The organism is Novosphingobium marinum, assembly GCF_013408095.1.
Taxonomy (GTDB): domain Bacteria; phylum Pseudomonadota; class Alphaproteobacteria; order Sphingomonadales; family Sphingomonadaceae; genus Novosphingobium; species Novosphingobium marinum.
Window position 1 is genome coordinate 631,519 of record NZ_JACBZF010000002.1, and the last position, 13,239, is coordinate 644,757.

At 67.8% G+C, this 13,239-nt stretch carries 14 protein-coding genes and 1 tRNA gene; 10 read left to right on the plus strand and 5 right to left on the minus strand.

Translation table 11 applies throughout. From position 1 onward, the window contains the following. The first annotated feature begins 55 nt into the window (after positions 1–55). The 10 genes from FHS75_RS07850 to FHS75_RS07895 all read left to right on the plus strand — a co-directional run bounded on the left by FHS75_RS07850 (position 56) and on the right by FHS75_RS07895 (position 9,176). Positions 56–1,891 carry a tetratricopeptide repeat protein gene (locus tag FHS75_RS07850; protein WP_179407125.1) on the plus strand — a complete coding sequence of 612 codons (1,836 nt, stop codon included), beginning with the start codon at positions 56–58 and terminating at the stop codon, positions 1,889–1,891. Between the two features lie 170 nt (positions 1,892–2,061). Next, complete coding sequence (locus FHS75_RS07855; protein WP_179407126.1) at positions 2,062–2,568, plus strand: type III secretion system chaperone family protein; 507 nt, start codon at positions 2,062–2,064, stop codon at positions 2,566–2,568. Between the two features lie 2 nt (positions 2,569–2,570). Next, on the plus strand, positions 2,571–3,386 hold the full coding sequence (locus FHS75_RS07860) for a pyrroline-5-carboxylate reductase family protein (protein WP_179407127.1): 816 nt from the start codon (positions 2,571–2,573) through the stop codon (positions 3,384–3,386). Positions 3,387–3,498: 112 nt separating this feature from the next. Further along, complete coding sequence (locus tag FHS75_RS07865) at positions 3,499–4,239, plus strand: Bax inhibitor-1/YccA family protein (RefSeq protein WP_179407128.1); 741 nt, start codon at positions 3,499–3,501, stop codon at positions 4,237–4,239. Between the two features lie 122 nt (positions 4,240–4,361). Continuing rightward, the gene (locus tag FHS75_RS07870) at positions 4,362–5,105 is read left to right on the plus strand and encodes a hypothetical protein (RefSeq protein WP_179407129.1); all 744 of its coding nucleotides are present in this window, start codon (positions 4,362–4,364) and stop codon (positions 5,103–5,105) included. A gap of 80 nt (positions 5,106–5,185) precedes the next feature. Then, a tRNA-Ala gene (locus tag FHS75_RS07875) sits at positions 5,186–5,261 on the plus strand. A gap of 66 nt (positions 5,262–5,327) precedes the next feature. Then, positions 5,328–6,380, plus strand: coding sequence for a GTPase ObgE (gene obgE / locus FHS75_RS07880; RefSeq protein WP_179407130.1), 1,053 nt, complete (start codon positions 5,328–5,330; stop codon positions 6,378–6,380). Between the two features lie 57 nt (positions 6,381–6,437). Beyond that, positions 6,438–7,568 (plus strand): glutamate 5-kinase, encoded by a 1,131-nt coding sequence (gene proB, locus FHS75_RS07885; RefSeq protein ID WP_179407131.1) that lies wholly within the window; start codon positions 6,438–6,440, stop codon positions 7,566–7,568. After that, complete coding sequence (locus FHS75_RS07890) at positions 7,565–8,476, plus strand: NAD-dependent epimerase/dehydratase family protein (RefSeq protein ID WP_179407132.1); 912 nt, start codon at positions 7,565–7,567, stop codon at positions 8,474–8,476. Before proB ends, FHS75_RS07890 begins: the two co-directional genes overlap by 4 nt. Before the next feature lie 82 nt (positions 8,477–8,558). After that, positions 8,559–9,176, plus strand: coding sequence for a peptidylprolyl isomerase (locus FHS75_RS07895; protein WP_179407133.1), 618 nt, complete (start codon positions 8,559–8,561; stop codon positions 9,174–9,176). Positions 9,177–9,180: 4 nt separating this feature from the next. On the opposite strand, the gene FHS75_RS07900 is transcribed toward FHS75_RS07895, so the two are convergent. The 5 genes from FHS75_RS07900 to cobA are packed head-to-tail and all read right to left on the minus strand — an operon-like array spanning position 9,181 to position 13,089. Further along, positions 9,181–9,978 carry a phosphoadenylyl-sulfate reductase gene (locus tag FHS75_RS07900; protein ID WP_179407134.1) on the minus strand — a complete coding sequence of 266 codons (798 nt, stop codon included), beginning with the start codon at positions 9,976–9,978 and terminating at the stop codon, positions 9,181–9,183. Continuing rightward, positions 9,971–10,399 carry a DUF934 domain-containing protein gene (locus tag FHS75_RS07905; protein ID WP_179407135.1) on the minus strand — a complete coding sequence of 143 codons (429 nt, stop codon included), beginning with the start codon at positions 10,397–10,399 and terminating at the stop codon, positions 9,971–9,973. The genes FHS75_RS07900 and FHS75_RS07905 overlap by 8 nt, the downstream gene beginning before the upstream one ends. Further along, positions 10,392–12,026 carry a nitrite/sulfite reductase gene (locus FHS75_RS07910; RefSeq protein ID WP_179407136.1) on the minus strand — a complete coding sequence of 545 codons (1,635 nt, stop codon included), beginning with the start codon at positions 12,024–12,026 and terminating at the stop codon, positions 10,392–10,394. The genes FHS75_RS07905 and FHS75_RS07910 overlap by 8 nt, the downstream gene beginning before the upstream one ends. Further along, positions 12,026–12,322: a DUF2849 domain-containing protein gene (locus FHS75_RS07915; RefSeq protein ID WP_179407137.1), complete on the minus strand. Its 297-nt coding sequence runs from the start codon at positions 12,320–12,322 to the stop codon at positions 12,026–12,028. The genes FHS75_RS07910 and FHS75_RS07915 overlap by 1 nt, the downstream gene beginning before the upstream one ends. Then, entirely contained in the window at positions 12,319–13,089 is a 771-nt protein-coding gene (gene cobA / locus FHS75_RS07920; protein ID WP_179407138.1) for a uroporphyrinogen-III C-methyltransferase, read from the minus strand. The genes FHS75_RS07915 and cobA overlap by 4 nt, the downstream gene beginning before the upstream one ends. Positions 13,090–13,239 lie beyond the last annotated feature (150 nt).

The following is a 13,239-nucleotide window of genomic DNA, read 5'->3' on the forward strand; positions in this document are numbered from 1 at the left end:
CATTCCACCGAGGTTCATCTGGTCTCGTGCAAGGCACTCGCGCTGCCGAGAAAACATGAAGAAGTACGCCCTGCCACCCACCGGCCACGCCGCCCGCCGCCTGTCCGTACCCCGCCTTGCCGGAGGTATCGCAGTCGTTGCGTTCGTCGCCGGGACTTCCCCCGCGCTCGCCCAGAGCGGCCAGCCGGCTGTCTCGCAGCCGGTGGTCCAGCCACTGCCTAAGCGCGAAAGCCTGGAACTCAGCGCGGCACTGTCTCGGCTCGGGCGCGATCCCAGGAACGTCGATGCGCTGGTCGATGCCGGAAACGCGGCGACGGCGATGGGCGATCTCGACGCGGCGGTCGGGTTCTTCAAGCGGGCCGACCAGGTTTCCGGCAACGATCCGCGCGTGAAGGCAGGCCTTGCAAACGCTATGGTGCGAAGCGGCGATCCTTTTTCCGCGATCCCCGTCTATGCCGAGGCGGAGCGCGCTGGGGCGAAGCCCGACCAGATCGCGGTCGATCGCGGCCTTGCCTATGATCTCGTCGGAAACACGAAGGCCGCGCAGGCCTATTACCGGCAGGCATTGCAGGGCAACGATGGGAAGGAGGCTGCGCGCCGCCTCGCCATCAGCCAGGCGATCGCGGGCGACCGCCGGGGCGCCGACGCGACGCTGATGCCGCTGCTGCGCGAACAGGACAAGGCCGCATGGCGTGCCCGCGCCTTTGCGCTCGCCATTGCGGGCGAGGTCGACGAGGCGGTGCGCATCGTGCAGACGATCCTGCCCGAAAGCCTCGCCGGCAGCGTCGTGCCCTACATGCGCTACATGCCGCGCCTCACGCCCGCACAGCAGGCGGCGGCGGCGAATCTCGGCAAGTTTCCACGCGCGTCCGAGATCGGTCGCGACGATCCGCGCGTCGCGCAGTTCGGCGGAAGCAGCGCGCCGCGCATCGCGTCCGCCGATGCGGGCCTGGTGCCGCAGGGCCAGCCGCTGGGGCCGAGTGCAGCGCAGCCGCGCCAGTCCCGTCCCGCGCCGGCAAGGCCCGCGCCGCGCGCCGCTCCGCCCGAGCCGAAGCCGACGCGGACTGCCGAGAGCCGACCGGCGGCGACGAGCACCGGCGAGCTTCCGCCCGTCGATGCGGCGCGTCCGGCAACGCAGCCCGGCGCGGTCGCTTCCGCTCCGGCACCGACGCCCACGCCCACGCCCACGCCCTCACCGGCACCGGCCCCGACATCGACAGCCACTGCGCGACCCGCGACGGCGTCACCTTCGCCGGCACCCGCCGCCACGCCTGCGGCTTCGCGTCCGGCGCAAGTCGCGAGCGCCGCGCCATCGGCGCGTCCCGGCTTCGACCTTGCCAGCCTGCCGCGCTCCGCCCCTGCCGATTCGCCCGCCGAACTGCTGGATCGGGCGACCCCGGGTTCCTCCCCCGCCGCCACCACGACCGTGCCGACGGCGGCATCCCCCCAGCAGCGCGTCTCGCTGCTCGATGCATTCGCCGATCTCGGCGCGCCGTCCACCGCCGCCGCTCCGGCTGCGGGCGCCGTCGATATCCGGGGCATCACGCCGGTGATCGAGAAGGCCGAGCCGGCCCCCGTTCCGGAACCGAAGGCGAAGCCCGCGCCGCCCAGCCACCCCAGCCGTATCTGGGTGCAGATCGGCATCGGGCGCGATCGCAAGGCGCTCGCCTTCGACTGGCGGCGACTTGGGCGCCAGGCGCGCAGCCTGCTCGGCGACCGCAAGGCCTACGTCAGCGAGATGGGCCAGACCAACCGAATGGTCACCGGGCCGTTCGAAAGCGCCGCCGCCGCGAACCGCTTCGTTTCCGACCTGGAGGATGCGGGGATCGACGGACCCTATATCTGGACCAGTCCGGCGGGGCAGGTGGTCGATCCGCTGCCCGGTTCTTAACCATCGCGACCGGCGCGGTATCGCGGCGACCGGGCCCGCCCCCTTGCTTTTTCCACAATGTGTGAACAGTCTTATCGACTTATACGCAGGGGTTATGGCCCGCTGCATTGCCGCGCGGGGGGCTTGGCAAGCATCCAGTGTCCCATGAACACGCACACAGGTTATCGCTCATGAGAACAGTCCAGGAAGAAATCGAACGCGACGACGACGCGGCCCCGGTCGAGATGCTCGCATCGCTCTTCGAGGCGCGCGGCTGGTCGTACGAATACGTCAGCAACGACGAGATTTCGGGCGAGGTGCAGGGGAGCTGGGCGACCTACCAGTTCCAGGCGATCTGGCGCACCGAGGACAACGTGCTTCAGATCCTGTGCCTTCCCGACTTGCGGATTACCGACAAGAAGCGGCTCGCGGTCTTCGAGGCGCTGGCGCTTATCAACGAGCAACTCTGGCTCGGTCATTTCGATGTCTGGTCGAACGGCGGGGTGATCCTCTACCGGCACGGCCTGATGCTGGGCGACGAAGGCATGCTAAGCCCGGCGCAGGCGCAGATGGCGGTCGAAGCCGCGATCGAGGAATGCGATCGCTTCTATCCCGTCTTCCAGTTCATCCTGTGGGGCGACAAGTCACCGGCCGAGGCGCTTTCCGCCGCGCTCGTCGACGCTGCCGGAGAAGCGTGAGCATGGCCGACCCGGTTCCCTCCTGGCCGCAATCGCTGCTGTTCGTCGGCTGCGGCAACATGGCGGGCGCGATGCTCGACGGCTGGCTCGCCGCCGGTATCGACCCGTCGCGCTTCGTCGTCGTCGATCCCGGCCGCAAGACCGTGCCGCCGGGCGTGACGCTGCTCGATGCATTGCCGCAGCGGCAGTTCGACGCGATCCTGCTTGGCGTGAAGCCGCAGATGCTGGGCGACATCGCACCCCGGATCGCGCTCATGACCGACGAGAGCACCGCAATCCTCTCCATCCTTGCCGGCGTCGAGCTCGCGACGCTGCGCTCGCGCTTTCCCGAAGCGGGCGCGGTCGTGCGCGTGATGCCCAACCTCGCGGCCAGCCTCGGCAAGTCGCCGATCGCGCTGGCGGGAGAGGGGCTGGACGAAGCAGGGCACAGCGATATCGCGGCGTTCATGGACCTCCTCGGCACGGCGGAGTGGATCGGCGAGGATACCTTCGACCTCGTGACCGCACTCGCGGGATCGGGGCCGGGGTTCGTCTATCGCTTCATCGATGCGCTGGCATCGGGCGCGGCTTCGCTCGGCCTCGATCCGGCACAGGCGGAGCGGCTGGCGGTCGCCATGGTGGAGGGCGCCGGCGCTCTCGCCGCCGGATCGCCGCACTCGCCCGGGGAACTCGCAAGCCGAGTCGCCAGCCCCGGCGGCGTGACCCAGGTCGGCCTCGACGTACTCGACAGGGACGAGGCGCTTTTGCGGCTGATCGAGGCGACCTTGCGCGGCGCGCGCGACCGCAGCGCCGAAATGGCTGCCGAGGCGCGGGGCTAGGCTCCGATTTTCGGGCCTTCGATGTCCGGTTCTTCTTGAAAAGTTAAGGGGCGCACGCGATATTGATTCACAGTGACCCGGCACTGGGCCGGGCCGCACAAAGGAGTTTGAAATGGCGAATTGGAACGACCCCCAGCCCCGCGCGGGCTTCGGAGCGTCTCCGAGCCTTGATGGCAGGGTAGGACAGCGCGCCGGGTATGACGCCGGTCTGCGCAAACACATGCTGTCGATCTACAACTACATGACCTCGGGCGTGCTGCTTTCGGGCGTCGTCGCCCTGCTGATGGCGAACATGGGCTGGACCCAGGCGCTGATGGGCTCGCCGCTGATGTGGCTCATCATCCTTGCCCCGCTCGGCATCGTCTTCGCGATGAGCTTCGGCGCGAACAAGTTCTCGACCGGCACGCTCCAGGCGATGTTCTGGGGCTTCGCGGTGCTGATGGGCATGTCGCTGTCGACGATCTTCCTCGTCTACACGGCCACCTCGATCGCGACGACCTTCTTCGCGACCGCTGCCGCCTTCGCGGGCCTCAGCCTCGTCGGCTACACCACCAAGAAGGACCTGTCCGGAATGGGCAGCTTCCTGATCATGGGTGTGATCGGCCTGTTGGTTGCGATGGTGCTCAACATCTTCATCCAGTCGAGCGCGCTCGGCTTCGCGATCTCGGCGATCGGCGTGCTGATCTTCGCGGGTCTCACCGCCTACGACACGCAGCGGCTGAAGATGCAGTACTATCAGCTTGCCGGAACCGATTTCGCGGGTAAGGCCATCGTGCTCGGCGCGCTGAGCCTGTACCTCGACTTCATCAACATGTTCCAGTTCCTGCTCGCCTTCATGGGCGGCCGCGAGTAAGCTCGCGTACATATCTGGAAACCTATCGTGCCCGGTGCGTTATCCATCGCACCGGGCATTTTCTTTGTGCCCGCGCAGGCGTATGGGAAAGCGCTCAGGATCGGTCGCAGGCATTGAAGAACATGAATATCAGGAAAGTACCGGGTTGGGCCTTCGTCGTGGCAGGAATCGCCGCGCTGGCGGGCTGTGCAGCGCCGCCGCCCGCACCGGTCGCGCCGCCGCCGCAGATCGCCATACCGCCGCGCCCGACCCCGCCGATGGGTTCGGCGACGAACCTGACGACGCCGCCGGTCAACGCGCTCGGCGTGCGCGAGACGGTGAACCTGGGACTGACGCAGGCGCAGACGACCTGGAACCTGCGCTCGGCCCTCAACGTCGCGGCGCTCAACTGCCTCGATCCGCAGTACGCGCCGATCCTCACCAATTACGGCCAGTTCCTCGATCTGCACGAAAAGTCGCTGCGCGCGGCGAACAAGGAACTCGATGCGCAATTCCGCGAGCGGCACGGCAAGACCTTCATCCCTGCGCGCGAGACCTACCAGACGCAGGTCTACAACTACTTCGCCCTGCCGCCGACGCTGCCCGCATTCTGCGACCAGGCGATGATCGTCTCGCAGGAAGCGGCGGCGATCCCCGCAGGCGAGCTGGACATGTTCGCGATGACCGCGCTGCCGCGCATCGACTCGGTCTTCCTCGAATTCTTCAACGATTACGACCGCTACCGCCGCGAAGTCGCGATGTGGGATGCGCAGTACAACCCGGCGACGCCGGTGATCGCGCTGCCGCCCTCCACCGTGCAGGCCAGCGCTCCCGATGCGGGAACGACCCTGGCGGAGCCGGGCTTCACCCTTCAGGACGGCACTTAACTTTTTCGCTTTCAAGCGCGGGACCCTTTCGCTAAGGGGGCCGCTCGCAACGGGCCGAGGCCCGCTGCCTGCATGGGAACGGGGCCGTAGCTCAGTTGGGAGAGCGCGTCGTTCGCAATGACGAGGTCAGGGGTTCGATTCCCCTCGGCTCCACCATTCCTTTGCTTTAAAGTCCGACCGATTGCGTCGACAAACCACCGACCGCCGGACACGACCAGACCCATGCACTTTCTCGACCAGGCCAAGATTTTCATCCGCTCGGGTGCGGGCGGGCCGGGTGCGGTCAGTTTCCGGCGCGAGAAGTACATCGAATACGGCGGGCCGGACGGCGGCGACGGCGGGCGCGGCGGCGACATCGTGTTCGAGGCGGTGCCCGGCCTCAACACCCTGATCGACTTTCGCTACAGCCAGCACTTCAAGGCGCCGCGCGGCGGCCACGGCATGGGCAAGGACCGTACCGGCGCGGCGGGCAAGGACCTGGTGATCGAGGTGCCCGTCGGCACGCAGGTGATCGACGAGGACAAGGAGACGGTGCTGGCCGACCTGACCGAGGCGGGGCAGCGCATCACGATGCTGACGGGCGGCATGGGCGGTCGTGGCAACGCCAGCTACAAGACTTCCACCAACCGCGCGCCGCGCCAGCACCAGCCGGGCGAGCCCGCGCAGGAGATGTGGGTCTGGCTGCGGCTCAAGCTGCTTGCTGACGCGGGCCTTGTCGGCCTGCCCAATGCCGGCAAGTCGACCTTCATCAACCGCATGACCAACACCAAGGCGCGCGTCGGCGACTATCCGTTCACGACGCTGCGACCGCAGCTTGGCGTCGTGCGTCACAAGGGGCGCGAATTCGTGCTCGCCGACATTCCGGGGCTAATCGCGGGCGCGGCCGAAGGCGCCGGCATCGGCGACCGGTTCCTCGGCCATATCGAGCGTTGCCGCGTCCTCATCCACCTGATCGACATCGAGAACGACGATCCTGCCGAGGCGATGCGCATCGTCGAGCGCGAGCTGGCGGCCTACGGTGCCGGGCTCGACGGAAAGCCGCGCCTCGTGGCTCTGAACAAGGTCGACCTCGTCGATGCCGAACTTGCAGCCGAATTCGCCCGCGAGCTCGAGGCGGAAGGGGCCGAGAAGGTTTTTCCGATCTCGGGCGCGACCGGCGAGGGACTGGAGCCGCTGCTCGACGCCGTGATCGCGCGCCTGCCTGCCGCGACCGTGACCGAACGACCCGACGGCGAGCGCGAGGAAGAGGACGACACCCCGTGGTCGCCCGTTTGACGACAGCCGGGCGGCTGGCTGTTCCAAAGCGGGCGGCTTTGTCCTAAGCGCACGACCATGCAGATCGAGAAACTCGAAGACCTCGCCGATCCGGAAAAGTGCCCCCGGATCGTCGTGAAAGTGGGATCGTCGCTGCTTATCGGCGCGGGCGACATCCGGCGGCGCTGGCTGGGCGGGCTCGTGGCAGAGATCGCCGCGATGCTGCGCCGCGGGCAACAGGTCATCGTCGTCAGCTCGGGGGCGATCGCGCTGGGGGCGTCGCGCCTGAAGTTCGACAAGGGCGGACGCGGCAGCCTCGAGGATGCGCAGGCCTCGGCGGCGGTCGGCCAGATCGCGCTTTCGGGAATGTGGTCCGAACTGCTCGGCATGCTGGGCACGCCCGCCGCGCAGATGCTGCTGACGCTCGACGATCTCGAATACCGGCGGCGCTACCTCAACGTCACCGCGACGCTCAACCGCCTGCTCGATGCCGGTGCGATCCCCGTGATCAACGAGAACGACTGCATCGCGACGCATGAAATCCGCTTCGGCGACAACGACCGGCTCGCCGCGCGCGTCGCGCAGGCCGCACGGGCGAGCGCAGTGCTGCTGCTTTCCGACATCGACGGCCTCTATGACCGCGATCCCGGCGATCCGGAGGCGAAGCTCTTGAAAATCGTGAACGGCGTCGATGCCGAAATCCATGCCATGGCCACCGGCGGTTCGGGCTCGGGCATGGGGTCGGGCGGCATGACATCGAAGCTACAGGCCGCCGAGATCGCCGACCTTGCCGGCATTCCGCTCGCCATCATCAACGGCCAGCACGACATGCCGATAGAGCGCGCGATGGAAACGGGCACCGGCACGCTGTTCCGTTCGGCGGAGGGACATTCGGCGCGCAAGGCGTGGCTGGGCGGACGCATGCGCATGCGCGGATCGCTGATCATCGACGACGGTGCGGTCGCCGCGCTCAGGGACGGCAACAGCCTGCTCGCCAAGGGCATCGTCAAGATCGAGGGATCGTTCCAGCGTGGCGCGCCGGTCGCCATCCGCAACCGCGAGCATGCGCTGATCGCGCGCGGCCTCGTCGAGTACGATTCGGCCGAGTGCGAGCACATCCTGGGCACCCACAGCAACGACCAGGAAGCGATCCTGGGCTACGCGCCGCGCTCGGCCGTGGTCCATCGTGACCAGCTCGCATTGCTATGACGATCGCGGTCACCGGTGGAACGGGCTTCGTCGGGCAGGCCCTGATCGACCGCGCCCTGAGCGAGGGGCGGACGGTGCGCGCGCTTGCCCGCAGTGCGCAGGAGCCGCGCGAGGGCGTCGAATGGATCGCCGGAGACCTCGACGACCGCAAGGCGCTCCGCAATCTCGTGTCGGGGGCCGAAGCGGTCGTGCATGTCGCCGGGCTCGTCAACGCGCCCGATGCCGCCGCTTTCGAGAAATGCAACGTCGTCGGCACGCTCAACCTTGCAGAGGCGGCGCTGGGCGCGGGCGCGACGCGGTTCGTCTTCGTCTCCTCGCTGTCGGCGCGCGAGCCGGAGCTGTCGGCTTACGGCGCATCGAAGGCGCGGGCGGAGAAGATCGTGCGGGCCAGCCCGCTCGACTGGACGATCGTGCGCCCGCCTGCGATCTACGGACCGCGCGACAAGGAAATGTTCGAGCTGTTCCGGTCGGCCAAGTGGGGCGTCATCCCGGTCCCCGCCAAGGGCCGCGCATCGGTGATCCACGTCGACGACCTTGCCCGGCTGCTGCTGGCGCTGCTGTCCGGCGGCGAGGACGTGTCCTACCGCACCATCGAACCCGACGACGGCCGCCCGAACGGCTGGAGCCACGAGGAACTGGCCCGCGCGATCGGCTGGGCGATGGGCAAGCGGCGCCCGCGCGTCCTCGGCCTGTCGCAGGGCACGATGGAACTGGCGGCAAGGGCGGACGGGGTCCTGCGCCGCGACAAGGCCAAGCTGACGCTCGACCGCGCGCGCTACTTCAGCCACCCGGACTGGGTCGTCACCGCCGCGCAGGGCGTGCCCGATGCGTTGTGGAAACCGCGCATCGAAACCCGCGCCGGTCTCGAGACCACCGCGCAATGGTACCGCGAGCAGGGGTGGCTCTGAGCGTCGGTCTCTTCGAAATTAGCGATGTGCGTTTTGCCGGCTTGCGGCTACGAAAGTGGCAGGGGCAGCAGGGTGACCGGGCATGGACTACGCGAACCAGCGGTATTTCGACGATCCGGCGTCACGCGTCGCGGCGATGGGCGGCGACGTAAGGTATTCTCCGCACCCGAGAAAATCGGAGTTCGTAGCGCCTGACGGGAAGGTCATCTTCCGGCTGACCAACGGGGGAATCAGCAAGCCGGTCAAGACCGTGCTCCCGGCCTGGTCGCTGATCGTGCGCATCGGACGGGGGCCATTGCCGCAGGAAGTCGCCGCGGGCGCGTGGTGGATGCTCTGGAACGACTACAAGAAGATCGAGAAATTCGCCGACGCGAACGGCTATTCGGTGCCCGTCGCGATCCGCCTCCTGTGTTGCGTCCTCCTCGACTGGAACGAGATGTCACTGATCCTCCAGGCCCGCCTGAAGATACCCCTGCTTGCCTTTTCCGGACCATCGGCCCCGGCGATGGAGCGCAATCCGAACCTCAAGACATCGGAGTACCTCGACGCCGCGAAAGCGAAGGAACTCGGGGTCCGGCAGCTCTATATTCCCGGGATGACCGATCCCGACCTGCGGCACGATGCCCTGCTCATCGGCGGTTACGGGCACCTGCCTCCCGAACAGTCGCGCAACGGATACGTGATCCGGCCCTATTCCTGAGCGGTCAGAACGCCGGTTCGTAACCCGGCGGCAGGTCGCCTTCGTCGCCGTCCTGGCCGGGGACGTGGATGCCGCATTCGGTCTTGTCCCAGCCGCGCCAGCGGCCCGAGCGCGGGTCTTCGCCCGGTGCGACCTTGCTGGTGCAGGGCGAGCACCCGATCGAGGGGTAGCCTTCGGCGACCAGCGGATGCGCGGGCAGGTCGTGCTCGGCCATGTACGCGGCAAGGTCGTCGGCGCTCCAGTCGGCCAGCGGGTTTACCTTGATCCGGCCCTGCGTGTCCGAGGTATCGAGTTCGAAGCGGGCGATGTTGGCGCGCGTTTCGGACTGGAATGCCTTGCGGCCCGTGAACGAGGCATCGAAGCCCGCGAGCGCGGCGGCGAGAGGCCTTACCTTGCGAATTTCGCAGCAGCCGTCGGGATCGTAGGACCAGCGCAGCCCGGTCTCGTCCCGCCGGGCGATGTCCGCCTCGTCCGGGCGCAGGTTGCGCAGGTCGGTCAGGCCCAGGCGGCGCTCGATCGTGTCGCGATAGGCCAGCGTCTCGGCAAAATGCTTGCCCGTCTCGAGGAACAGGACCGGCACCGAGGGATCGACGCTGGCGACGAGGTGGAGGAGGACCGAGCTTTCGGCCCCGAAGCTCGATACCACGGCGATGTCGCCTGCCAGCCCCTCGCGCACCACCGCCGCGATCAGGTCGCGCGTGCCGACACCCTCGAAGCGGCGGTTGAGCGTCTCGACGTCGGCCCCGGTAAAGCGCGGGCCGGTGTCGATCCGGTCGGCGATACGCGCCGCCGCTTCAGGCATGCCGCTTCGCCCAGATCGGCGTACGGTCGTCGGCAGCGGCCTGGTAGAACTCGGGCCAGCGGGCAAGCGCGGCCTGGGCATCGTCCGAACTGAACGGATGGTCGGGCGCGAAGCTGTCGAACCCGCAACGGCGCATGGCCGAAAGCTGGTCGACCAGCACGTCGCCCACCGCGCGCAGCTCGCCCGCATAGCCCGCTTCGCGCAGGATACGCGCCGCAGAGTAACCGCGCCCGTCGGTGAAGGCCGGGAAATTCACTTCGACGAGGCCGATGCGGTCGAGATAGGGAATGAGCGCGCGCGCATCGTCGCCCGGCTCGAGCCGCACGGCGGACGCGTTCGACTGGTCGGCGAAGGAATCGACGGTGACGGCGGGATCGGACACCGGCTCGTCGTCGCGAAAGCGCAAAGTGCGTTCAACCATAGAGCGCCTCCTTGAATGGATCGATGCCGATGCGGCGGTAGGTGTCGAGGAAACGCTCGCCCTCCTGCTTTTCGCGCAGGTAGACGTCGGCGGCCTTTTCCACCGCGTCGACGATGCCGTCCTCGTCGAAGCCGGGGCCGGTGATCTTGCCGAGCGAGGTATCCTCGCCCTCGCACCCGCCGAGGAGCAGCTGGTAATTCTCGACACCCTTCCGGTCGACGCCGAGGATGCCGATGTGGCCCGCGTGGTGGTGCCCGCAGGCGTTGATGCAGCCCGATATCTTGAGCTTCAGCTCACCCAGCGCGTCCTGCTTTTCCTGCGCGGCGAAGCGTTCGGAAATCTTCTGGGCGACGGGGATCGAGCGGGCGTTGGCAAGGCTGCAGTAGTCGAGGCCCGGGCAGGCGATGATGTCGCCGATCCGGTCGAGGTTCGGAGTGCCGAGCCCGGCTTCGTCGAGCTTCCGCCAGAGCGTGTACAGGTCCGCCTTGCGCACGTGCGGCAGCACGATGTTCTGCGCGTGGGTGACGCGGCATTCGTCGAAGGAGTATTCCTTCGCAAGGTCGGCCATCAGCCGCATCTGGTCGGCCGAGGCATCGCCCGGAATGCCGCCGACGGGCTTCAGGCTGATCGTCGCGCTGATGTAGCCCGGCTGCTTGTGCGGATGGCAGTTGCGATCCGTCCACAGGACGAAGTCGGGGTCCGATGCGTCCACTTCATCGGGTGCCCCGGCTTCGAACGCGGGATCCTGGAAACAGGCCTTGATCCGCTCGAGCTCGGCGAGCGGCGGTTCGATGCCCTGGCCCTGCAGGTGCGCGAACTCCTCCTCGACCTGGCGCTTGTATTCCTCGGCGCCGAGTTCGTGGACGAGGATCTTGATCCGCGCCTTGTACTTGTTGTCGCGCCGGCCGTGGCGATTGTAGACGCGCAGGCACGCCTCCGAATAGGTCACGAACTGGTCGAGCGGCACAAAATCGCGGATCAGCGGGGCGATCATCGGGGTGCGGCCCATGCCGCCGCCGACGTAGAACTGCGTGCCGATCTCGCCCGCGTCGTTCCGGACCATGCGGATCCCGATGTCGTGCAGCTTCATTGCCGCCCGGTCGGTGTCGCTGGCGATCACCGCGATCTTGAACTTGCGCGGCAGGGCGAGGAATTCGGGGTGGAAGCTCGACCACTGGCGCAGCAGTTCGGCATAGGGCCGGGGGTCGATCACCTCGTCCGCCGCCGCGCCCGCGTACTGGTCCGAACTGATGTTGCGGATGCAGTTGCCGCTGGTCTGGATCGCATGCATCTCCACCGTCGCGAGGTCGGCGAGGATGTCGGGCGCGTCCTCCAGCCTGATCCAGTTGTACTGGATATTCTGTCGGGTGGTGAAATGGCCGTAGCCGCGATCGTACTTGTCCGCGATGTCGGCAAGCATGTGCATCTGCGCCGAACTGAGCGTGCCGTAGGGCACCGCGACGCGCAGCATGTAGGCGTGAAGCTGCAGGTAGAGGCCGTTCTGCAGGCGCAGGGGCTTGAACTGGTCCTCGGTGATGTGGCCTTCGAGGCGGCGGTTTACCTGGTCGCGGAATTCGGCGACGCGGGTATCGACCATCGCCTGGTCGTATTGGTCGTACTTGTACATCAGATCACCCAGTTGCCCGCTTCGGGATCGGCGGGCTTTAGTGTCAGGTCGGGGCGCACGGTGGGGCCGAGCGCGCGGATGCGGTCCTTGATGTGCGCGGGGCGGACGCCTTGCGCGTCCTTCTCGCCATCGATGGCGTAGGCTCCGACGACGCGGCGCGCGGCTTCCTCGGCGGAGATGATGTCGTCGGCCCGGTCGCCGACGTCCACCGCGTCCTCGACGTGGATCGACCAGCTCTGGCCGTCCCACCAGACGACCGCGCCGGTCTTGAGGTTGTTGCCTGTCAGGATCTTCACGGGTTCATCTCCAGCGCGAGCGCGCGCAAGTTCGTTTCGGGCTCTGCGGCGACTTCGCCGATGACGATGAGCGCGGGACTTTTGACCTTCCCGCGCGCTACGAGGTCGGGCAGGCCAGCTAGCGGACCGCGCAGCACGCGCATCGCGGGACGGGTCGCGTTCTCTATCACCGCGACGGGCATGTCGGGGGAAAGCCCGTCCTCGATCAGCTTCTCGGCGATCTGGGGGGCGGTGGCGACGCCCATGTAGATGACGAGGGTGCGGCCCTTGCCGGCAAGTCCCGCCCAGTCCTGATCGGTCAGACCCTTGCACTGGCCCGCGACGAAGCTGACGATCGAGGCATCGCGGCGATGGGTGAGCGGGATCTGCGCCGCCGCCGCCGCCCCGGTCGCCGCGCTGATGCCGGGCACCACTTCGACGGGCACGCCCGCGGCACGGCAGGCCTCGACCTCTTCGCCGCCGCGACCGAACACGAACGGATCGCCGCCCTTGAGGCGTACGACATCGTTTCCGGCGAGCGCCTCACGCACGAGCAGCGCGCCGATCTCGTCCTGCGGCATCGTGTGGCGCGAACGGCGCTTGGCCACCGAGATCAGCCGCGCATCGGGACGCGCCATGGCAAGGATCGCCTCGCCGACAAGGCCGTCGTGCACGACGATGCCTGCCTGCATCAGGAGGCGCGCGGCGCGCAGCGTCAGGAGGTCGGGATCGCCCGGCCCCGCGCCGACCAGCCAGACTCGGCCTGTGGATTCGGATGACTTTTCCATGCCGTGCCACATGGCGGCGAAGGTCCGCGCACGCCAGCCAGAATGACTTTGCCCGCCGGAAGGGGAGCTTTAGCCGCCGCTGCGCATTGCCGGAACAGATATGGGCGGGCAGGCATTTCCTGTCATGTCCGATGCCAGCGAGGAAATTTT